Annotated in this window: 17 protein-coding genes; 10 read left to right on the top strand and 7 right to left on the bottom strand. The window is 60.6% G+C overall.

What is annotated here, in order from left to right:
* The first annotated feature begins 373 nt into the window (after positions 1–373).
* A complete protein-coding gene (locus AC27VU_RS13245; RefSeq protein ID WP_003224096.1) occupies positions 374–844 on the top strand; it encodes a DUF1289 domain-containing protein in 471 nt (156 codons plus the stop codon).
* A gap of 110 nt (positions 845–954) precedes the next feature.
* Here AC27VU_RS13245 and AC27VU_RS13240 read toward each other — a convergent pair whose 3' ends face one another.
* Positions 955–1,818, bottom strand: coding sequence for a universal stress protein (locus AC27VU_RS13240; protein ID WP_338801550.1), 864 nt, complete (start codon positions 1,816–1,818; stop codon positions 955–957).
* Positions 1,819–1,977: 159 nt separating this feature from the next.
* Here AC27VU_RS13240 and AC27VU_RS13235 point away from each other — a divergent pair, with 159 nt between their 5' ends.
* The 3 genes from AC27VU_RS13235 to AC27VU_RS13225 all read left to right on the top strand — a co-directional run bounded on the left by AC27VU_RS13235 (position 1,978) and on the right by AC27VU_RS13225 (position 4,728).
* Positions 1,978–2,586 carry a MiaE family protein gene (locus AC27VU_RS13235; RefSeq protein ID WP_003224098.1) on the top strand — a complete coding sequence of 203 codons (609 nt, stop codon included), beginning with the start codon at positions 1,978–1,980 and terminating at the stop codon, positions 2,584–2,586.
* Positions 2,587–2,733: 147 nt separating this feature from the next.
* Complete coding sequence (locus AC27VU_RS13230; RefSeq protein ID WP_045122404.1) at positions 2,734–3,441, top strand: response regulator; 708 nt, start codon at positions 2,734–2,736, stop codon at positions 3,439–3,441.
* Positions 3,442–4,728: an ATP-binding protein gene (locus AC27VU_RS13225; RefSeq protein ID WP_488724237.1), complete on the top strand. Its 1,287-nt coding sequence runs from the start codon at positions 3,442–3,444 to the stop codon at positions 4,726–4,728.
* Between the two features lie 118 nt (positions 4,729–4,846).
* On the opposite strand, the gene AC27VU_RS13220 is transcribed toward AC27VU_RS13225, so the two are convergent.
* Positions 4,847–5,335 carry a GFA family protein gene (locus AC27VU_RS13220; protein ID WP_488724236.1) on the bottom strand — a complete coding sequence of 163 codons (489 nt, stop codon included), beginning with the start codon at positions 5,333–5,335 and terminating at the stop codon, positions 4,847–4,849.
* 207 nt (positions 5,336–5,542) lie between these two features.
* On the opposite strand from AC27VU_RS13220, the gene AC27VU_RS13215 reads away from it, so the two are divergent.
* From AC27VU_RS13215 to AC27VU_RS13205, 3 genes are all read left to right on the top strand, one after another.
* A complete protein-coding gene (locus tag AC27VU_RS13215; protein WP_103486527.1) occupies positions 5,543–6,427 on the top strand; it encodes a LysR substrate-binding domain-containing protein in 885 nt (294 codons plus the stop codon).
* A gap of 99 nt (positions 6,428–6,526) precedes the next feature.
* Positions 6,527–7,648: an agmatine deiminase gene (gene aguA / locus AC27VU_RS13210; RefSeq protein ID WP_003224105.1), complete on the top strand. Its 1,122-nt coding sequence runs from the start codon at positions 6,527–6,529 to the stop codon at positions 7,646–7,648.
* Positions 7,649–7,650: 2 nt separating this feature from the next.
* Positions 7,651–8,748, top strand: a complete 1,098-nt coding sequence (locus AC27VU_RS13205) for an extracellular solute-binding protein (RefSeq protein ID WP_488724235.1) — start codon at positions 7,651–7,653, stop codon at positions 8,746–8,748.
* A 106-nt stretch (positions 8,749–8,854) separates the two neighbouring features.
* On the opposite strand, the gene AC27VU_RS13200 is transcribed toward AC27VU_RS13205, so the two are convergent.
* From AC27VU_RS13200 to AC27VU_RS13190, 3 genes are read right to left on the bottom strand one after another with little or no spacing between them, the layout of a single operon-like run.
* Positions 8,855–9,472: a DNA-3-methyladenine glycosylase family protein gene (locus tag AC27VU_RS13200; protein ID WP_488724234.1), complete on the bottom strand. Its 618-nt coding sequence runs from the start codon at positions 9,470–9,472 to the stop codon at positions 8,855–8,857.
* 1 nt (position 9,473) lies between these two features.
* Positions 9,474–10,271, bottom strand: coding sequence for an isocitrate lyase/PEP mutase family protein (locus AC27VU_RS13195; protein WP_103485704.1), 798 nt, complete (start codon positions 10,269–10,271; stop codon positions 9,474–9,476).
* A gap of 31 nt (positions 10,272–10,302) precedes the next feature.
* Positions 10,303–11,385: a bifunctional transcriptional activator/DNA repair enzyme AdaA gene (locus AC27VU_RS13190; protein WP_488724233.1), complete on the bottom strand. Its 1,083-nt coding sequence runs from the start codon at positions 11,383–11,385 to the stop codon at positions 10,303–10,305.
* Between the two features lie 108 nt (positions 11,386–11,493).
* On the opposite strand from AC27VU_RS13190, the gene AC27VU_RS13185 reads away from it, so the two are divergent.
* Complete coding sequence (locus AC27VU_RS13185) at positions 11,494–11,907, top strand: VOC family protein (RefSeq protein ID WP_488724232.1); 414 nt, start codon at positions 11,494–11,496, stop codon at positions 11,905–11,907.
* Positions 11,908–11,910: 3 nt separating this feature from the next.
* On the opposite strand, the gene AC27VU_RS13180 is transcribed toward AC27VU_RS13185, so the two are convergent.
* A complete protein-coding gene (locus AC27VU_RS13180) occupies positions 11,911–12,531 on the bottom strand; it encodes a LysE family translocator (protein WP_488724231.1) in 621 nt (206 codons plus the stop codon).
* A 276-nt stretch (positions 12,532–12,807) separates the two neighbouring features.
* Here AC27VU_RS13180 and AC27VU_RS13175 point away from each other — a divergent pair, with 276 nt between their 5' ends.
* A complete protein-coding gene (locus tag AC27VU_RS13175) occupies positions 12,808–13,422 on the top strand; it encodes a biliverdin-producing heme oxygenase (RefSeq protein ID WP_488724230.1) in 615 nt (204 codons plus the stop codon).
* Entirely contained in the window at positions 13,419–15,665 is a 2,247-nt protein-coding gene (locus tag AC27VU_RS13170; RefSeq protein ID WP_488724229.1) for an ATP-binding protein, read from the top strand. The genes AC27VU_RS13175 and AC27VU_RS13170 overlap by 4 nt, the downstream gene beginning before the upstream one ends.
* A gap of 50 nt (positions 15,666–15,715) precedes the next feature.
* Here the strand turns inward: AC27VU_RS13170 and AC27VU_RS13165 are convergent, their stop codons facing one another.
* Complete coding sequence (locus tag AC27VU_RS13165; protein ID WP_488724228.1) at positions 15,716–19,417, bottom strand: hypothetical protein; 3,702 nt, start codon at positions 19,415–19,417, stop codon at positions 15,716–15,718.
* Positions 19,418–19,630: the final 213 nt, after the last annotated feature.

Raw genomic sequence — 19,630 nt, 5'->3', positions numbered from 1 at the left:
AGCCAGAATTACCGACCATTCCTTACAGAAGCTGCTTTCAAAGTTTTACGCCTGCAGAACGGGGAGCTGATGAGGGTTGGCGTTGGGCTTTTCCCCGCTGGAAAAACCCTTCGCCAACACCGCTCTGAAGGAACGACTGTGCTCGTGACGCTTTGAAAACAGCTTCTAACGGACATTGGCGCCTTAAAAGGCTGGCTGATTCTACGGCAAAAAAAATTTAAAGGTAAGTCGCGCTCTATTGGACTTTGGTGGCGTTGTGCGCGGGCGAGGCAAACCGCGAGCCAGCGCTTGCCCCTGACGTTTGAGGGGTGATCAATGCCCGACAAAGGGCTAACATGCCGGCCTGTTCCGCGTTTCAGTGTTTTGCCAATTTATGCCCAATCAGACCATCAAGACCCCCTGCGTCGGCCTCTGCTCCACTGTTTACGGAGATCTGGTGTGCCGTGGCTGCAAGCGTTTCCACCACGAAGTGATCCACTGGAATGGTTACGGCGAGGAGGAAAAGCGTGCGGTGTGGTTGCGGCTGGAGCAATTGCTGTCACAAGTGATGGCCAGCAAGGTCGAGATCTTCGATCCGGCGCGCCTGCGCCTGCAACTGGAACAGCGCAAGATCCGCTTCGTGCCGCATCAGTCGGAGTATTGCTGGGCCTATCAGCTGATTGCTCGCGGGGCGCGGGTGATCATTAATCTGGAAGCCTACGGGATGGTGTTGCTGCCGGAGTTCCGCGACTGGAACCTGCCGGAATTGCGTGACGCCATTGATCGGGAATTCTTCCTGCTGTCGGAAGCGCATTATCAGCGCTACATCGCTCCCGGTTTCCTCAAGGACGCCTTCGGCGCCTGAAGATCAAAGCTTCGCGAGCAAGCCCGCTCCCACAGGGATTTTGTGTTCGACATCAATCCACTGTGGGAGCGGGCTTGCTCGCGAAGAGGCCGTTTCAGGCACCGCAACGCTTAATGCTTCACCGCCAACTCCACCAGATGATCCTCAACCTCCAGCGGCTTGAGTACCAGCACATCGCTTTCCAGCGCATCCAGCACCACTTCGGCGGTATTGCCGATCAATGCGCCCGACAACCCGGTTCGCGCCACGGTGCCGATCACCGTCACCGCCGCCTGCAGCTTGTGCGCCATGAACGGAATCAGCACGTCCGCCGGGCCTTCCTCGATGTGCAGATGCTCGTCATCCACATCGAATTCAGCCTGAAACGCCTTGCATTGCTCGCGGTACTTCGCCTCGATCGTCGACTTGAGCTGGAACACCGGATCCGCCGAGGACAGCATCGGCGACGGATGGGCCGTGATGACATGCAGATGCCCCTTGGCGAGGCTCGCGATGTCGTAGCCGTGATCGATGATCGTGGTGTGCAAATGCCGGTGTTCGCCATCGGCATTGCCGACATCGACGGCCGCCAGAATCACCCGGTCTTTCCACGGTGTGCTGGTTTTCACCAGCAGTACCGGGGTCGGGCAGTGCCGCAGCAGTTTCCAGTCGGCCGGGGTCAGCAGGGCTTTTTTCAGGGCGCTGTCGGGGAAGTGCTGTTTGACCACCAGCCCGCAGCCTTCGGCCTGCTGCACATCGATGATGGTTTCGTGCAGGCTCTCGTTCCACGCCTGTTCGGTGGTCACGCTGTAGCCATCGGCGATCAGCGCGGCTTTGAGTACACCGAGCATGGCAGCGTGGTCGTGCTTGCGGTCGCACACCAGCAGGTGCAGATGGGCCTGCGTCACACCGGCGATCAACTTGGCGCGCTTGAGCGCCAGGCTTTCCGAATGTTCGGGGTCGATGACCACCAGAATGCTGCGAATGGCTTGCATGAGCGGAGTCTCCAGCAAAGAAAAGGCACGGCGTAGCACAACTATAGTTGCTGCTCATGTGCCTGCGACTTGATGCATATCAACGCCTGCGACTGGTGGTCTGCGGGCAGGCCGGTATAATCGGCGGCCTTTGCTCGTACACCTTTTACCGTGAGCCCCATGATCCTTCCCGAAATCCACGAATTCCTTGGCTGCCGCACGCCCGACGCCTGGGTCCAGGCGGCACTGGCCGATCAGGAAACCCTGCTGATCGACCACAAGAACTGCGAGTTCAAGGCCGCCAGTACCGCGTTGAGCCTGATTGCCAAGTACCATTCCCACGTCGACCTGATCAACATGATGTCGCGTCTGGCCCGGGAAGAACTGGTGCACCACGAACAAGTCATGCGCATCATGAAGCGCCGCAAGATCGAGCTGCGCCAGCTGCACGCCGGACGGTACGCGTCGAGTCTGCGCAAAGTGGTGCGCAGCCACGAACCGGTGAAACTGGTGGATACGCTGGTGGTCGGCGCATTTATCGAAGCGCGCAGTTGCGAGCGTTTCGAAGCGCTGGTGCCGCATCTGGACGAAGAACTCGGCAAGTTCTATTTCGGCCTGTTGAAAAGCGAGGCGCGGCATTTTCAGGGTTATCTGAAACTGGCTTACCAGTACGGCGACGCGAAGGACATCGCTCAGGTGATCGACAAGGTCCGTGCTGCCGAGCAGGAGCTGATCGAGTCGCCTGATGAAGAGTTCCGCTTTCACAGTGGTGTGCCGGCTGCGGCCTGAGACACAAACTGTAAAAAACTCTTAAGAGTATGAAATATCACCGAAAACCGGCCCCTGCGGCCGGTTTTTGCTGCCCGAAACAACGCCTCGGCGGCGATTGCCGCCATACTGTCGCCCACTTCACACATGGGTTGGCAGACGGTCGTTATGGATAACCTGGGTTTTGGCAAAGTCCTGCTGGTCGAAGACGACGAGCGTCTGGCCACGCTGATTGCGCACTTTCTCGAACAGCATGGCTACGAAGTGCGCGCGGTGCACCGCGGCGATCTGGCGGTGGCCGCGTTTCTCGAGTTCCAGCCCAAGGTGGTGGTGCTCGACCTGATGCTGCCGGGGCAGAGCGGCTTGCACGTGTGCCGGGAAATTCGCAGTGTGGCGGACACGCCGATTGTCATCCTCACCGCCAAGGAAGACGATCTCGACCACATTCTCGGTCTGGAATCCGGCGCCGATGACTACGTGATCAAACCGATCAAACCGCCGGTATTGCTTGCTCGGCTGCGCGCCTTGCAGCGGCGCCAGGTGCCGGACAGCGGCGTGGTCAGCTCGCTGGAATTCGGACGGTTGAGCATCGATCGCAGCTGCCGCGAAGTGCGTCTGGCCGGCGAGATCATCGAAATGACCACCATGGAATTCGAGCTGCTGTGGCTGCTGGCCAGCGCCGCCGGCAAGACCCTGTCCCGCGATGACATCCTCAATCGCATGCGCGGTATCGCTTTTGACGGGCTCAACCGCAGCGTCGACGTGTACATCAGCAAATTGCGCAACAAACTCAAAGACAATCCCCGCGAACCGGTGTGCATCAAGACCGTGTGGGGCAAGGGTTACCTGTTCAATCCGTTCGCGTGGGAGCTGTAAATGCTGCGGTTATTCCTCGGGCTGTTTCTGGTGATGACAGTAGGGCTGGTTCTGGCCCTGCAAACCGTCGAGCACACCTTTAACGCGTTGCTCGACAATCAGATGCAGGCCTACAACCGTGAGGCGGTGCGCGGTCAGGCGTGGTCACTGGTCGAACACATGCGCGATCAGCAGGGTGCGGCGCGTGAGCAACAACTGGAAGCATTGCGGCCGCACTACGGTCTGTCGCTGAAACTGGTCGAGGCCGATCAACTGGATCTCAGCCCCGAGGAAAAGGAAGAACTGGCGCAGAACCTGTTGGTGATTCGCGACAACTACACCCAGTTCATCAGCAACATCGACGGTGGCTCGCAACTGCTTAGCATCAAGCTGCCGCCCGAGCCGAGCCTGATGCCGTTCTACATCGCGGTGGCTTACGCGATGCTCGCAGTGCTGATCGGCATCGTCCTGTTCTTCTGGGTGCGCCCGCACTGGCGTGATCTGGAAAAACTGCGTCTGGCCGCCGAACGCTTTGGCGACAACGACCTGTCGGTGCGCATTCAACTGTCGAAACGCTCGAACATTCGCGATCTGGCCGAGCACTTCAACCTGATGGCGGCACGGATCGAGAGCCTGATCGCCAATCAGCGCGAGCTGACCAACGCGGTGTCCCACGAACTGCGTACGCCGATTGCGCGATTGTCGTTCGAACTCGACCAACTCAAGCAACAGCCGGACGCCAGTCAGAACCGCGAACTGATCGCCGACATGTACGCCGACCTTGGCGAGCTGGAAGAAATGGTCTCCGAGCTGCTGACCTACGCCAGCCTCGAACGTGGCGCGACGGTGATCAAGCGTGAAAACATCCAGGCCGCCAACTGGCTCGACAGCGTGGTCGGCAGCGTCGCGCTGGAGGCGGAAGCGGCGGGGGTGCAGTTGCTGATCGGTGACTGCCGACTCGACACCGTGCGCATCGAGCCGCGGTTCATGGCGCGGGCGGTGATCAATCTGCTGCGCAACGCCATTCGTTATGCCGAGCAGCGAGTCGAAGTGACGCTGGTGCGCAGCGGCGATTACTACGAAGTGCGGGTCAACGACGACGGTCCGGGGGTGCCGGTGGAAGGTCGGGAGAAAATCTTCGAACCGTTCTCGCGGCTGGATGCCAGTCGCGATCGGCGAACCGGTGGTTTTGGCCTGGGGCTGGCGCTGGTGCGGCGGGTGTCGCAGTCCCATGGCGGGCAGATCGAGGTCGGGGAATCGGCTTGGGGTGGGGCGTCGTTCCGGATGACCTGGGCGCATCTGGACTGATTTGGGTTGGCAGGTTGGGCCCCATCGCGAGCAGGCTCACTCCTACATTTGGAATCCATTCCTTTGTAGGAGTGAGCCTGCTCGCGATAGGGCCATCAATCACAGCGCGAAACTATGCTCATTTGACCAACCCCAACCGCTCATGCCACTGCGCAATCGACTCCTCGGGATACACCGCAAACTGCTTGTCCTTGGGTTTCGCATCCACCTCGACCCAGGACGCCTTCGACCCGAGCATCAAATGCGTGTGCTCCGGCGGCACCGGCAGCGGCGTATCGATGGCCGAAGCGAATGGGTGAATCAGTTCCGGCCATTCCAGGCTGAACAGCCACAAGCCACTGCCGCACTGCGAACAGAAATGCCGCTCGGCTGTGCTGCGATGGGCACGTTTTTCACCTTCTTCCTTCATCTTCGCGTGGTAGATCGAGATGTGCTTGCGACCCTGGACTTTCAGACTGGCCGCATCGCCGCCGAGGTTGATCGCGTAACCGCCTCCGCCCTGGGTCTTGCGGCAGATCGAGCAGTAGCAGCGTTGATAGGGGTAGGGATGGGCGCTGGTCAGGCTGAAAGTGACGGCGCCGCAATGGCAGGAGCCTTCGAGGTGCATGTTGGGCCTCCGGTTGGCTGAAGTGGGTGCGGTTGAGCCTAGAAGATTTGTGGTGATCATGTTGACGCCTTCGCGAGCAAGCCCGCTCCCACAGGGGAACGCATTTCAATGTGGGAGCGGGCTTGCTCGCGAAGAACGATAACGCGGTGCTACTGGACGCCTGCTCAAGGCCCGGTCAGCATGTCCCCAAAAAAGGCACCACAATCCATGCGAAGACTCCCCTCACTGGCGGCCCTGCGAACCTTCGAATGCGCCGCCCGCCACGCGCATTTCGGCCGGGCTGCCGCCGAGTTGTGCGTCACCGACAGCGCGGTCAGTCACCAGATCCGGCAACTCGAAGAACAACTCGGCGTCTCGCTGTTCATCCGCGAAGGCCGGCAGATCCGCCCGACCATCGCCGCCGGGCGCTTGATGCAGAGCCTGCAGCAGGCCTTCGAACTGATCGGCGAGGCTTGCGATGAACTACGCGATCCGTCCTCGTTGGCGGTGTTGCGCCTGGCGGTCACCGCCGAACTGGCGCAGAAGTGGCTGATGAACCGCCTCACCGATTTTTACGCACGCTATCCGCACATCACCCTGCATCTCTACGAGCAGCCGATTGACGCCAGTGCCCCCGGCGAAGACATCGATCTGGCAATCACCTACGGCACCGGCCCGGTGGACAGCAGCGCCTATTTCGTGCGGCCGTTGCCGGCGCTGCAATTCTTCCCGGTGTGCAGCCCCGGACTGTTCAACCAGGGCTCTCTGAAAGCCCCGAAGGACCTGGCCCGTCATTGCTTGCTGCACGACGATCAGGACGGCAAGACCTGGACCGCCTGGCTCACCAGTCATGCCGGAGATCTGCGCCCGCAGCGCCAGTTGTATTTCGCCCACGCCGGTCTGGCGCTGGAAGCGGCGGCGCAGGGGCAGGGCGTGGCGATGGGCGACAACCTCACCGCGCAGGAGGATTTGCTGAGCGGGCGCCTGGTGCGGCCGTTCGCGTCAAGCATGACCGCGCTGGGCCAATACGCGCTGGTCTGCGAGCGGCTGCGCCTGGAACGTCCGGCGGTGGCGCAGATGCTCGAATGGTTCAACGATCAACTGGCCGATTGATGAGTTGAATTCAACTGTTCCGCAATAATCATCGTTGGCGGGCCAGCCGTCCGCGACCGTAGCCTGTGGTCATTCCCAACCCCAAGACGAGGTTTGACCATGGCACGTTTGCTCGACTCCACCCCCAAACACGACGGCTTTCGTCTGCCCGGCGAATTCGAAGCCAAATCCGGTTGCTGGCTCGGCTGGCCGGAGCGCACCGACGTGTGGCGCAACGGTGCGAAACCGGCGCAGAAAGTCTGGGTACAGATTGTCAGCGCCATCGCGCAGAGCGAACCGGTCACCGTGTGCGCCTCCGCTGCGCAATTCGCCACTGCGCGCCGCCAGTTGCCACCGCAGGTGCGCGTGGTCGAGATGACCTGCAACGACACCTGGTTCCGCGACAGCGGTCCGTGTTTTGTGGTCAACGACCAGAGCGGCGAAGTGCGTGGCGTCGACTTCGAATTCAACGCTTACGGCGGCCTCGACGGCGGGCTGTACTACCCGTGGGACAAGGACGACCAGATCGCCAGCAAGATCCTCGAAATCGAACGTTTCGACCGTTACCGCGCACCGCTGATTGCCGAACTCGGCGGCATCCAGAGTGACGGCCAGGGCAGCATTCTCACCACCGAACAGTGCCTGCTCAACCGCAATCGCAACCAGCATCTGGGCAAAGACGAGGTCACTCGACGCCTGACCGATTACCTCGGCGCCGAGCAGGTGATCTGGCTGCCACGGGGCTGCAAGTTCGACGAGACCGATGGCCATGTCGATGATCTGGCGTGCTTCGTACGCCCGGGCGAAGTGGTGCTGCAATGGACCGACAACCGCGATGATCCGCAGTGGGAAATCTATCAGGAGGCCTACGACATCCTGCGCAGCACCCGCGACAGCCGGGGTCGCGAGTTGATCGTGCATAAACTGCCGCAACCGGACGTGCTGGAGTGGACTGCCGAAGAAGCCGAAGGCCTCGATCAGCAGGACAGCACGCACACCCGTCAGGCCGGCACCCAAATCTGCGCATCGTACATCAATTACTACGCCGGCAACAGCTCGATCGTGGTGCCGCTGTTCGGTGATCGCAACGACCAAGTGGCCCTGGCGACCCTCGCCGAACTGTTCCCGCAGCACAAGATCGTCGGCATCGAAAACTCCCGGGAAATCCTCCTCGGTGGCGGTAACGTTGCGTGCATCACCATGCCGCAATACGCCGGCGCGCCTCACAAGAAGGGGGTGTGATGATGGGCCTGCACAAACTGACTCAAGCGTTACTGCTGGTGCTTGCACCCCTGTGTGTGCAGGCCGCCGACACCGCCAGACCGGTGGTCAACCTGTACATCTGGGGCGAGTATCTGGCCCCGGATACGCTGAAGAATTTCGAGGCGCAGACCGGCATTCATGTGGTCGCCGATCACTTTGATTCGCTGGAAACCGTGGAGACCAAACTGCTCACCGGGCGCAGCGGTTATGACCTGGTGCTGACCGCCGGCCAGCACCTGTCGCGGGCCATCGAGAGCGGTGCGATCCAGCCGCTGGACAAGGCGCGGGTGCCGCATTTTTCCGGCGTCGGTGAAGAGTTCCGTCAGCACATGGCGGTGTTCGATCCGGGCAACCGCTTTGCTGGAATCTACGCTTGGGGCACGACCGGCGTCGGTTATCAGGAGCAGGCGATCAAGCAGCGTCTGCCGGAGGCGCCGACGGACAGTTGGGCGATGCTGTTCGATCCGGCAGTGGTCTCTAAATTTGCCGATTGCGGGGTGAGTCTGCTCAACGATCCAAACGAAGTGTTCGCCGCGGTCATGAAGTACCTGGGCCTGGACATCAACCGGCAGAACCTTGATGACCTGAAGCTCGCCGAGCAGCAACTGGCGAAGATCCGTCCGTACATTCGCTACTTCGACAACGACCTGAACATCAGCGACCTGGCCAACGGCAACACCTGCGTGGCGATGTCGTGGAACGGCAACGTGGCGATTGCAGCAGGGCAGGCGCAAGCGGCGAGCAAGCCGTTCCAGCTCAGTTACCGCATCCCGAAGGAGGGCACGCTGATCTGGTTCGACGCCATGGTCCTTCCCAAGGACGCGCCGCATCCGCAGGCCGGGCTGGCGTTGATGGATTACCTGATGACTCCCGAAGTGATCGCGCCGATCACGGACACCATCCATTACGCCAATGCGATCACGGCGGCGGATGCTTTGGTCGATGCCTCGATCCGAAATGATCCGGGGACGTATCCGTCGGAGTCGGTGCGGGCTTCGCTATACAGCAAGAATGACAATGGCAAGGCGTTCAACCGGGCTTTGATTCGGGCGTTCAGCCGGTTGAAGTCTGGTCTCTGATTTGAGGTTGAATCGACTGGCGCCTTCGCGAGCAAGCCCGCTCCCACAGGGGGAACGCATTTCAAAATGTGGGAGCGGGCTTGCTCGCGAAGAACGATAACGCGGTCTATCCCTTGGCCACACGCCACAAATACCACGCCGCCACCGTCCGATACGGACTCCACGCCAAGCCGATCTCGATCATCTGCTTGCGCGTCGGCTGCACCTCCAGCCCCTTCAAGCGCCGATAGCCCTCGCGCACGCCAAAGTCATCCGCCGGCAAAATATCCATGCGTTCGAGGCTGTAGATCAACAACATCTCCACCGTCCAGCGGCCAACCCCGCGCAGGCTGACCAAGCGTTCGATCAGCGCCTCGTCGTCCATCGCCAGCGCGGTGGGATAATCCGGCACCACGCCGTCCAGCGTCGCCTGGGCGATGCCCTGAATAGTCGCAATCTTGCCCGCCGAAAAGCCGCAGCCGCGCAACTGATCGAAGTCGGTCGCGAGAATCTGCTCAGGCCGGGGAAACGTCTGCCCAGGAAACAACGCCACCAGGCGCCCGACAATCGCATCCCCAGCCTTGGCGTGCAGCTGCTGATAGGCAATCGCCCGCACCAGCGATTCGTAAGGATCACGCGTCGGGTGCGGTTGATGCAGGCAAGGGCCGATGGCTGCAATGTGTCGCTGCCAGTCCTCGTCGAGCGCGGCCAGAAACTCGCTGGCCACCTGATAACGATCCAACATGCTATTTCAGCAGGCCGTTGACTTCGCCGTAGGTCAGCGCCTTGAGGTCGTGGGTGTCGAGCTTGCCACTGGCGAGGAAGCTCTTCACCAGCGAACCCATCGCGCCATAAAGGAATTCGGCGATACCGGAACCGGCACTCAAGCGGCGCACGCCCAGGGCTTGCAGCTCAGTCGGCGAGGGCAGGCAGGCGAAGCCGAGCACGTTCACCGGCAGTGACGTGCCCTTGCAGATTGCTTCGATTTCATACGCGGCAGTCACGCCGGCAGCAAACAAGCCATCGGCCCCGGCCGCCTGGTACAACGCCGAACGGCGCAGGGTTTCGGCGACGCGATCCTCGGCCGGTACCAGACTCTTGAGGTAGACGTCGGTGCGCGCGTTGATGAACAGCTTCACCTCGCGCTTGCGGGCGACTTCGCGTGCCACTTCGATCTTGCGCACCAACAGTTCCGGGGCGCCGCTGCCGTCCTCGATATTGATCCCGACCGCACCGGCAGCGAGCACCGCGTCGATGACTTCGGCCACGCGCCCGAGGTCATCGGAATAACCGGCCTCGATGTCCACGCTCAACGGCACCTTGATCACACGGGCGATGGATTCCACGGTTGAAATCAGCCGTTCGAGGGGCAGGGTGTTGCCATCCGCATAGCCGTGCGCCCACGCGACCGCCGCGCTACTGGTAGCGACAGCCTTGCCGCCCGCTTGCTCGACCAGCCGCGCACCGGTGGCGTCGGCGACGTTGGTCAGGATCAGCAGGCCATCCTGGTGTAACTGGTGAAACCGAGTGTCGAGCGCGTTCATCGAAATCCCTTCTAGTGAGTGGTGCAAATCTTCAGAAAGCCAGTGGTTGCGTGAGCTGCACCGCAGCGTTTTCCAGCCGCAGCAGAAACGCCTTGCGCGGCTGCCCACCACCATAGCCGGTCAGCGAACCGTCCGCACCGATCACCCGATGGCACGGCACCACGATCGCCAACCGATTGTGCCCGTTGGCCAGCCCCACCGCACGACTGGCGCCGGGTTTGCCCAGGCGTGCGGCGAGGTTGCCGTAGGTGCTGGTGTGTCCATAAGGAATGTGCAGCAGTTGCTCCCAGACTTGCCGGTCGAACGCGCTGCCGGGCAGGTGCAGCGGCACGCTGAACAGAGTGCGCGTCCCGGCAAAATATTCGTTGAGCTGCTCTTCGATCTGCTGCAAATGCGCGTTGTGCCCAGGCGCGACCACGTAGCCATGGCGGGTCTGTAACGCTTCGACTTCGCGGGTCAGCGCCGGGCGATCGAGAAACTCCAGCAACACCAGTCCGCGCCGTTCGGCCATGGCGATCATCGGCCCCAGCGGCGTGGTCAGGCGGGTGAACAGTAGCGGCTCACTGTTGGCCGCGCGCCCCGGGGTGATGTGGAACGACTTTTGGAACGCATCGCGAAAACCACTGAGCGATTCGTAGCCTGAGTCGAACGCCGCATGGTCAATCGAGGTGCCTTGGCGAATCCCGCCCAGCGCCATGCCGAGCCGGCGGGTACGCAGCCACGCATGAAAAGTCATGCCGAAATGCTGCTTGAACCAGCGCCGCAGTTTCAGCGGTTCAATACCTTCGGCCAGCAACTGTGCATCACTCCAGCGCACCTCCGGGTCGGCATCGACGGCTTTCAGCAGGCGCTGCACCCAGTCGGGGGCGATGGCAGCAGCGTCCAGCGGTTTGCAGCGCAGGCAGGCGCGATAACCGGCCGACAGGCACTCATCGGCATGGGCGAAGAACTCGACGTTCTCCGGTTTCGGCTTGCGCGCCGTGCAACTGGGGCGGCAGAAGATCCCGGTGGTTTTCACGGCCGTGAAGAACACTCCTTCGTAGGCAGTGTCACGTTCGAGCATGGCGCGAACCATCTCGGCGAGGGGCGGCAGCAGTGCGGTTTGTATGTTCATGGCCTGAGAGTAAAACCAGATTCTCGATGGCTCCACCGAAAAATCGACAGTGAATTTTTTCGATTCTGCACCACAATCAGCGGATCGCCGATTCGATGGAGCCAACCCATGCAGCCGTTCATCATTCAACACCTCGATCACATCGTCCTGCGGGTCGCCGATCTGCGACGCAGTATCGATTTCTACGGTCAGGTATTCGGTGCCGAGGTGGTCAAGCACAACGAGCCATTGGGGCTGGTGCATCTGCGCGCCGGGACTTCGATGATCGACCTTGTCGACTTGCAGGGCGAGCTGGGCAAGAAGGGCGGCGGGGCGGCCGGCACTGAGCGACGCAACGTCGATCACTTCTGCCTGCGTATCGAACCCTTCGACGAACCGGCGCTGACCCAACACTTGCAGGCACACGGCCTGAGCGTGGAAAAAGCCGCCAGACGCTTCGGCGCCGAGGGCTACGGTCTGTCGCTGTATTGTTTCGACCCGGACGGCAATCAGGTCGAACTCAAAGGGCCGTCAGAGGCCTAGGCCTCACGCCCGTTTGGCCATCAACAGCACCGAAGCCGCCGCCGACAACAGCCCCGCGCAGCAACGGTTGAAGATCCGCTTGCCGCGCGGCTCGGCGAACCAGCGGCGCATGTGCAGGCCCATCCAGGCGTAGGCGCCGATGGCGATCCATTCCAGCAGCAGGAACAGCGCGCCGAGCACGGCGAATTGCGCTGGCACTGGGCGGTTCGGGTCAACGAATTGCGGCAGGAATGCCGTGAACAGCAGGATTGCTTTCGGATTGCCCGCCGCCACCAGGAACTCCTGACGCGCCAACCGCCAGAACCCCACCGACGCTCCCGCCACCTGCTGCTCAGCCTCGGGGTTGGCGCGCCACAGTTGCCAGGCGAGGTACAGCAGGTACGCCGCGCCAATGATCTTGATCGCATGGAACAGCCATTCCGAGGTCTGCAGCACCACCGACAACCCGGCGCCGGCGAGGGCGATCATCCCGGCGAACGCGATAATCCGCCCGACGCCGGCCGCGCAGGCCCGGCGATAGCCATAGCGGGTGGCATTGCTGACCGACAGCAGGTTGTTCGGGCCGGGGGCCATGTTCAGGGCGAAACAGGCCGGGAGAAACAGCGACAGCGTGGCGAGGTCCATGGGCTTGGGCTCCAGAAGCGATGACGCTTTTTTATCACAGGCTGCGGGCGCGCTGACCCGTACAGTCACGCGGTGCTGTCGCGGTACAGCTTCGATAACCTCTTTAATCGAGTCGAACTTTTCCGATTTTGCGGAACTCTGAAAGGTCAGAAGGCGATGGTTTCGTCCGAAAAAAAACTGTGCGCCAGGTCAGAAAAGGCATTTGCCGTGTAGTATCCGTCCAACGTTGCAAGCACCCCGCATGGCCCCGAAGCGGCCCCACCAAGAGCGATTTACATGCAAGCAAAGGCCCGTGAAGTTTATGTGCCACTGGTGCTGCAAGATCTGCGAGCCGGTACTGCCGAGTTGCATATCGCACTGGAAAAACGTCTTCCTTTTTTCTCCGATACCCTCGATTCCAACGCTTTTTTGCGGCTGATGCAGGCCTACTACGGCTTTTATCGACCGCTGGAAAGCGCATTGCTCGACAGCGGCTCGATCCCTGCCGATTTCGATCTCACGCCACGTCTCAAGTCGCAGACCCTGTTAAATGATCTGCAGGCTCTGGGCCTGACGGCCGAGACCATCGCCCGTCTGCCGCTGTGTCAGTCGTTGCCCGTGATCGACTCCAGCGCGACCTGCCTGGGGGTGTTGTATGTGCTGGAAGGGGCAACCCTTGGCGGGCAGATTCTGCGCCGCGAAATCGCCTCGAGGTTGCGCCTGAACGCCGACAATGGCGCGGCATTCCTCGACATTTATGGCGCCGCCACCGGTCGCCGCTGGCGCGATTTCATTGAATACCTGGGCAGTCGGTCGCTGGATGCGGGCGAACGTGAGGCCGTGGTTGCGGCGGCCCAAACCACATTCAGCTGTTTCGAGCGTTGGCTCGAAAGCCGGGAGGTACTGGCATGACTCCGCAAGACAAAGAAGCCTTTGAAGAACTGCTGGCCAACTGTGCCGACGAACCGATCCGCTTTCCCGGGGCGATCCAGCCCCACGGTTTGCTGCTGACTCTGAGCGAGCCGGCGCTGGAGATCATTCAGATCAGCGCCAACGTCGAGACCCTGCTGGCACGTCCGGCGCAGGAACTGATCGGCCAGCCGCTGCACAAGTTGCTGGGTGAGGCACATGCGGCGGCCGTTAGCGACGCGTTGCTGCATCCGGTGTTTGCCGATGCCGGACCGCTGCATTTTCGGCTCAACGGCACTGCGTTCGAAGGGCTGCTGCACCGTCATCAGGGCGTATTGATTCTGGAACTGGAAATCCACGTCGAGAATTTCCAGCCGCGTAACGTCGCCAGCAATCCAACCAATCTGGGACGTATGCTCCAGCGTCTGCAAGCGGCCACCACGTTGCAGGCGCTGTATGAAATCAGCGTCAAGGAAATCCAGGCGATGACCGGGTACGACCGGGTGCTGATCTATCGCTTCGAGGAGGAGGGTCACGGTCAGGTCATCGCCGAGGCGTCCGATCCGTCGATGGAAGTGTTCAATGGCCTGTTCTTCCCGGCCTCGGACATCCCCGAGCAGGCGCGCGAGCTGTACCGCACCAACTGGCTGCGGATCATCCCGAATGCCGATTACCAGCCAGTGCCGCTGGTGCCCAAGCTGCGTCCGGACACCCAGACCCCGCTGGACCTGAGTTTCGCCACCCTGCGCAGCGTGTCGCCGATTCACTGCCAGTACATGAAGAACATGGGCGTGCTGTCGTCGATGAGTATTTCCCTGCTCAAGGGCGACAAGCTCTGGGGCCTGATCAGTTGCGGCAACCGTCAGCCGCTGCATGTGCCGCACGAACTGCGCAGCGCGTGTCAGACCATCGGCCAGGTGCTGTCGCTGCAGATCAGTGCGATGGAGTCGCTGGAAATCAGCCGCCAGCGCGAAGAAAAAGTCGAGGCGCTGGCGCTGCTCAATCAAGCAATGATCGACTCGCCGGAAAATGTCTTCGATGGTCTGGCGCAGCAGCCGCAAGTGCTGATGGCGCTGGCCGGGGCCGGGGGCATTGCGATTATCGAAGACAAACAGCTGCACCGTTACGGCAACTGCCCGGAGCCGGAAGAGATTCGCGCGCTGCACAAATGGTTGCAGGAAACCGGCGAGCCGGTGTTCGCCAGCCATCACTTGGCGAGCGTCTATCCGCCGGCCACGCAGTTTCAGCCAGTGGCCAGCGGCGTGCTCGCCATGAGCCTGCCCAAACCGGTGGACAACGGCGTGTTGTGGTTCCGCCCCGAGGTCAAGGAGAACATCAACTGGAGCGGTGACCCGCGCAAACCGCTGGACCTGGAAAACTCCGACGCCGGCCTGCGTCTGCGTCCGCGCACCTCGTTCGAAATCTGGAAAGTCGAGATGGCCGGGATCTCCACCAAATGGAGCCATGGCGATCTGTTTGCCGCCAATGATCTGCGTCGTTCGGCACTGGAAAATGACCTCGCCCGCCAAGTGTGCCGCGAGCAGGAAGCGGTACGCGCCCGTGATGAACTGGTGGCGGTGGTCTCGCATGATCTGCGCAATCCGATGACGGTGATTTCGATGCTCTGCGGCATGTTGCACAAGGCCTTCAGCTCCGATGGGCCGCACACTTCGCGGCGCATCTCCACGGCCATCGACACCATGCAGCAGGCAGCCGGGCGGATGAACACGCTGCTGGAAGACTTGCTCGATACCTCGAAAATCGATGCCGGGCGCTACACCATTGCGCCGCAGACCCTGGATGTCGGGCAGATGTTCGAAGAAACCCAGTCACTGCTCGGACCACTGGCGCTGGACAAGGACATCAGCATCTCGTTCGAAGCCGATCCCGACCTGAAAATCCATGCCGACCCGGAACGCCTGTTTCAGGTGTTGTCGAACCTGATCGGCAACGCGATCAAGTTCACCCCGCGCAAAGGCTCGGTGGGCGTGCTGGCCAAATCTGACGGTAAAGAGATCGTGTTTACTGTGCGTGACACTGGCGAAGGCATTCCCAAGGAAAACCTGGCGCGGGTGTTTGATCGTTACTGGACGGTGAAGGAGGGGAATCCGACCGGAACCGGACTGGGTTTGTACATCACCCAAGGCATCGTCGAGGCCCACGGCGGGCGGATCGAGGCCAGCAGTGAGCCGGGGCAGGGCACGGAGTTTCGGTTTACGGTGCCGGTGATGCTTGCGGGCGAATGATGAAATAGCCCGGTCGGTTGATACCGGCCGGGCCATAGGTCTAGTCGGGATTACAAATCGCCGTCGAGGCCATGGAGCGCGCTGATCGATTCTTTTGACAGCGGACTGAAACGGTTGTGTCGCAGCTCGTGGATCGCATACAGGGCGCGACCCGTGCGGCCGTTGCCGTCACCGAACACATGAAAGCCCGCGACCGTAGCGAACATTTGCTTGCCGAAGTGTTCATGGGCGGGGTCGAGAAGCTTCAGATGACCCTTCATCAAAGAAAAGCCACTGATGTTGCTGCCATATTTTGTAGGGTGCGTGCCTACACGAATGATGTCAGCGGTCGCCGGCGCGATACTGACGTGTAACTGGCGGATCAGATCCGGGTCAGTGAGGGGCTTGTTGCTGTTGGCGTACTCTCGCAGTATGGCTACGATACTGTCGAGGTCGTTGCCCGGTGAGTTCGAAGCATGAACGATCCACGCTCCGGCTCGCTGGGCGTTATCGGTAAAGCCTTTAGGGTTGTAACGTGACTCGGGCACCACGCCGTTGTAAGGCGCTGCGCCCAGATCCTGTTTCAGCACATTCTGCTGATGGTTTTTCATGTAGATAACCTTACGCGCCTCCAACTCGCTGAACGACTCCAGCAAATCAGAATATTCGCTGCCGGCTGAGCGCGCGGCGCTGTATTCGTGGCGGTTCTTTGTCATGAACGTTGTCAACAGATCATCGAGTGCCGTCTGGCCGATCAGGGCCTCCAGCTCCTGAGTCTTTTGCAGTTTGCGTGTGGTACTCACCAGTGCATTTTTGTACAGCTGGTCCAGCTCCGCGTAGCTGGCACCTTTGGGTAGCGTAGTGTTCTGGTCCAGCAGGCGCTTGAGGATCTGGCTGGCGGTTTCAATGCTGTCATCCTGAAACAGTGCTCGCCCGTGCGCCACCGTCGGTAATGTCATGCGAATCTCCGCCGCCGCCCCGGACTTGCCCAGCGCTTTGACCAGGTCATAAGAGCCGCTGCTGGTGCTGGTCAGCCGCCGGAGTTGACGAGCACTGATACGGCTGACGGTGTTGCCGTAATGAGTGAGCTTCAGCGCACTTTTACCCAGCAGTTTGCCGGTGCCGACCAGCAGTTGTGGAACGCCGTCCAGCGGGTTGAACAGCGATACCAGAACATTGCCGGCCACGCGGCTGAGGCTTAACAGCCGCGTGCTGCTGGCCGCGGCTTTGGCCAGGGCCCCGGCCGCCCCGATAAAGACAAAGGCCACGGCGAGGGCGTCGATGACACAGCTGAAGGCCGCCCCGCTGCGTTGATCCGGATCATCCGACGTCAGTTGCTGAATACAGCCCCGGAACGGAATGAAGATATTCAGAATGATGTTGGCAACGCGTTCGTACTCCTCCTGCTGCTCTTCGTATTCAGTCTGGTCATAGCCCATCCGGTAATACTCGTCATAGGTGATGGCCGGGTTCTTTTGTGCAATGAAGTCGGCCATGTCCTTGAGCCTGGCGGAGCGAAAACTGTCCATCGGCGAGACATGCCAGGCGGAAGGTTCGTTGTGCTCGGCAAATTCCCCCAGCCGATCAAGCAGCATGCCGAACTCGCGAATCTGCGCATACTCTTCAAGTTGCCAATGGTGGCGCGGCAGTAACCGGTTGATGTCCGCCTGTTCGGTTGGCCGAGGCGTTGCGCCTTCGAAGTAAGCCTTGTGCTCGCTCACGATGTTTTCGAGGTAGGTGAGGCGCGGGAAAACTCCTGTTTCCTCATTGGTCGCTTCGTCGAAGCTGCCGGTGTCTTCGTTGAACGCTGACGCCTTGAAGTAAGCCTCGGCCAGACGTTCGCTGGTACGGCACAGCCCCTGTAGCGGGAACAACTCGAAGCAATGGTGCTTCGATTTGTGACGACACAGGATGACCACGCCGTGCGGGGAGAAGTGGTCGGCGCTGTGACCGGGAATGTTGCGGTTGCCGCGCACCAGGTACACGGTTGACGCGCCCTGGGTCAGCGCTTGCCGTTCACTCAGGCTCAGGTTGGAAAACGCCAGCCGGATCATCGTGCTGATACCCGCCTTGAAGCGTTCGTGCTGCGGTTTGAGCTGCTCAGCGTACAACCCGTTGACGGGCGCAAGATCCGCCAGGCCGGGATGCACATCGTGCAGATTGCGCTTGCTCGATTTGCTGGTGAGGTTTTTCCGATGCAGCTGGTTGGCGAGGTAAAGATTGATCACCGTGTCGCGGATCAAACCACCCTTGTTGTGCGGTGAAGCGAACATTTCTCCCTGATTAGCAATGCCGGCGTCCAGCAGCGTTTGTCTTGCCAGTTTGCGGCGGCTGACCGGGGCCGCCGTAATGGCGTGCAGTGCGTCTTCCAATTCCTTGGCATAAGCGCTGTAGTGATTCATCGCTGCTGTTGCAACGCCTTCTGGCGTCAGTGCCGCGTTTTCATCGGGGAGCATTTCGTTGATGGCTGCCCAGTCCATCACGCATTGCAGATTGAGGACTTGATGCACGGTCCTTTGAGCGTCGCTGAGCGGTGCAAGCGCGGCGAATTTGATCAGTTGGGCGTAGGACAGTGTCAGGGACAGCCCGGGCGCGATGCGTTCCGTCAGCAGCACCGCTTTGCGCAACAATACCCAACCGGGCGAACCGATCAACAGCGTCTGCGGGGTCAGCACCAGGAACTCCGGGGACTGGCCCGCCAGCACCAGCTCCACCGCCAGGTGCGCGGCGAACGGATCGGCACGGTTGATCTGCTCGAACTGCTGTTTCAGGCGAGCACGGGCCTGGGCCGAGGTTTCGTGCACGTGCAACGGCGCGTAACGCAAGCCACGATGCGTCGCGACCCGTTCTTCCGAACCCATGTCCAGATCCAGCACGACAGCGGCGAGCAGCAACCGACTGCGCGTGATTTCGGTCATTGCCGGTGCCGGGTCCGGGCCATGCAGGGCTTCGAGACAGGTTTGCGCAAACTCCCGGGCTTCACGCGTTTCCAGCAGGTGTTCCCACGCCAGGCGCGGATCCTCCATCACCAGCGCGCCACTTTTCTTCACCAGCAGCGCATCTGTCAGATAGTTGATCAACGGTTCGGCATGCCGGCCAGCATCGGCCATGCGCTTGCGCACCTGCTGCAGGATCAGCGGGTATTGCTCGGGTTCGACAATCAGCGCAGCGTCGGCGGCTTCTTCGCTGATGCCCCAGTAGTTGCCGAACTTCGGCGCGGGCGGCAGGGTGAATTTCAGGCAGTCGATCAGGTTGGCGATGGCGGCTTCGTCTTCAGGTCGGTCGATATCCTGAAAGATCAACCAGTTGCGCAAGGGGACTTTGTTGCCGGAAGAAATGATGCCGCCAGTACGCCGGGCGCCATTGGCCAGAAGTTCAACATCGGCGCGCAGCGCTTCGACTTCATAAAGTTGATCGGTAATGATGCTGTAATGAATGTAAGTGCCGGTAGAACCTGTTTCTTCATGGGCGGCATAAACTTCGCCATTGCTCAACACCATGAACCAATGGTTCTTGTCGATGCTCAGTTTTTCAGTGAGGCTGGCGAATTCCGGATGGTGGATTACCGTGCGTAGCAATAGTTTGCCGGCGTGATGTGCATGGTCGAAATCGCTACCTGCAATCACCTCGGTGACGAGTTGCAGGGCATCATCGCTGGTGCTGGAGTTTTGCAGAAGGAAGTGTCTGTTTTCCAGGGCTTTGGCAATGTTCAGGCGCTCTTGCTCATCGGCGGAAGCGGGGGCGGCGCTGAACAGGTTGCGGGTAATATCCATATCGAACTCTTCTGTTTCCAGGTTGATGTAATACAGCGATCAGTCACCGGTGGGGTGGCTGTTTGTGAAGTTACCGGGGAATATAAAACATTGCCCGTCGTGATTTATCTGTTTTGAGTTTCAGACTGTTTTCAAAAGTATCTGGATATTTGTTAGTTGGATTAACGTTAAAAGTTAATTCGTGATGGGCAGGTGATATGCCCTTCAAGGATG

The sequence above is a fragment of the Pseudomonas sp. 14P5.3.2 genome (assembly GCF_057799175.1).
This window is presented reverse-complemented; position numbering and strand designations above follow the sequence as displayed.

Bases quoted from the DNA above. Each gene is read 5' to 3' on its own strand.
- AC27VU_RS13245 (WP_003224096.1), top strand. From the start codon at position 374: ATGCCCAATCAGACCATCAAGACCCCCTGCGTCGGCCTCTGCTCCACT.
- AC27VU_RS13240 (WP_338801550.1), bottom strand. From the start codon at position 1,818: ATGCAAGCCATTCGCAGCATTCTGGTGGTCATCGACCCCGAACATTCG.
- AC27VU_RS13235 (WP_003224098.1), top strand. From the start codon at position 1,978: ATGATCCTTCCCGAAATCCACGAATTCCTTGGCTGCCGCACGCCCGAC.
- AC27VU_RS13230 (WP_045122404.1), top strand. From the start codon at position 2,734: ATGGATAACCTGGGTTTTGGCAAAGTCCTGCTGGTCGAAGACGACGAG.
- AC27VU_RS13225 (WP_488724237.1), top strand. From the start codon at position 3,442: ATGCTGCGGTTATTCCTCGGGCTGTTTCTGGTGATGACAGTAGGGCTG.
- AC27VU_RS13220 (WP_488724236.1), bottom strand. From the start codon at position 5,335: ATGCACCTCGAAGGCTCCTGCCATTGCGGCGCCGTCACTTTCAGCCTG.
- AC27VU_RS13215 (WP_103486527.1), top strand. From the start codon at position 5,543: ATGCGAAGACTCCCCTCACTGGCGGCCCTGCGAACCTTCGAATGCGCC.
- aguA (WP_003224105.1), top strand. From the start codon at position 6,527: ATGGCACGTTTGCTCGACTCCACCCCCAAACACGACGGCTTTCGTCTG.
- AC27VU_RS13205 (WP_488724235.1), top strand. From the start codon at position 7,651: ATGGGCCTGCACAAACTGACTCAAGCGTTACTGCTGGTGCTTGCACCC.
- AC27VU_RS13200 (WP_488724234.1), bottom strand. From the start codon at position 9,472: ATGTTGGATCGTTATCAGGTGGCCAGCGAGTTTCTGGCCGCGCTCGAC.
- AC27VU_RS13195 (WP_103485704.1), bottom strand. From the start codon at position 10,271: ATGAACGCGCTCGACACTCGGTTTCACCAGTTACACCAGGATGGCCTG.
- AC27VU_RS13190 (WP_488724233.1), bottom strand. From the start codon at position 11,385: ATGAACATACAAACCGCACTGCTGCCGCCCCTCGCCGAGATGGTTCGC.
- AC27VU_RS13185 (WP_488724232.1), top strand. From the start codon at position 11,494: ATGCAGCCGTTCATCATTCAACACCTCGATCACATCGTCCTGCGGGTC.
- AC27VU_RS13180 (WP_488724231.1), bottom strand. From the start codon at position 12,531: ATGGACCTCGCCACGCTGTCGCTGTTTCTCCCGGCCTGTTTCGCCCTG.
- AC27VU_RS13175 (WP_488724230.1), top strand. From the start codon at position 12,808: ATGCAAGCAAAGGCCCGTGAAGTTTATGTGCCACTGGTGCTGCAAGAT.
- AC27VU_RS13170 (WP_488724229.1), top strand. From the start codon at position 13,419: ATGACTCCGCAAGACAAAGAAGCCTTTGAAGAACTGCTGGCCAACTGT.
- AC27VU_RS13165 (WP_488724228.1), bottom strand. From the start codon at position 19,417: ATGGATATTACCCGCAACCTGTTCAGCGCCGCCCCCGCTTCCGCCGAT.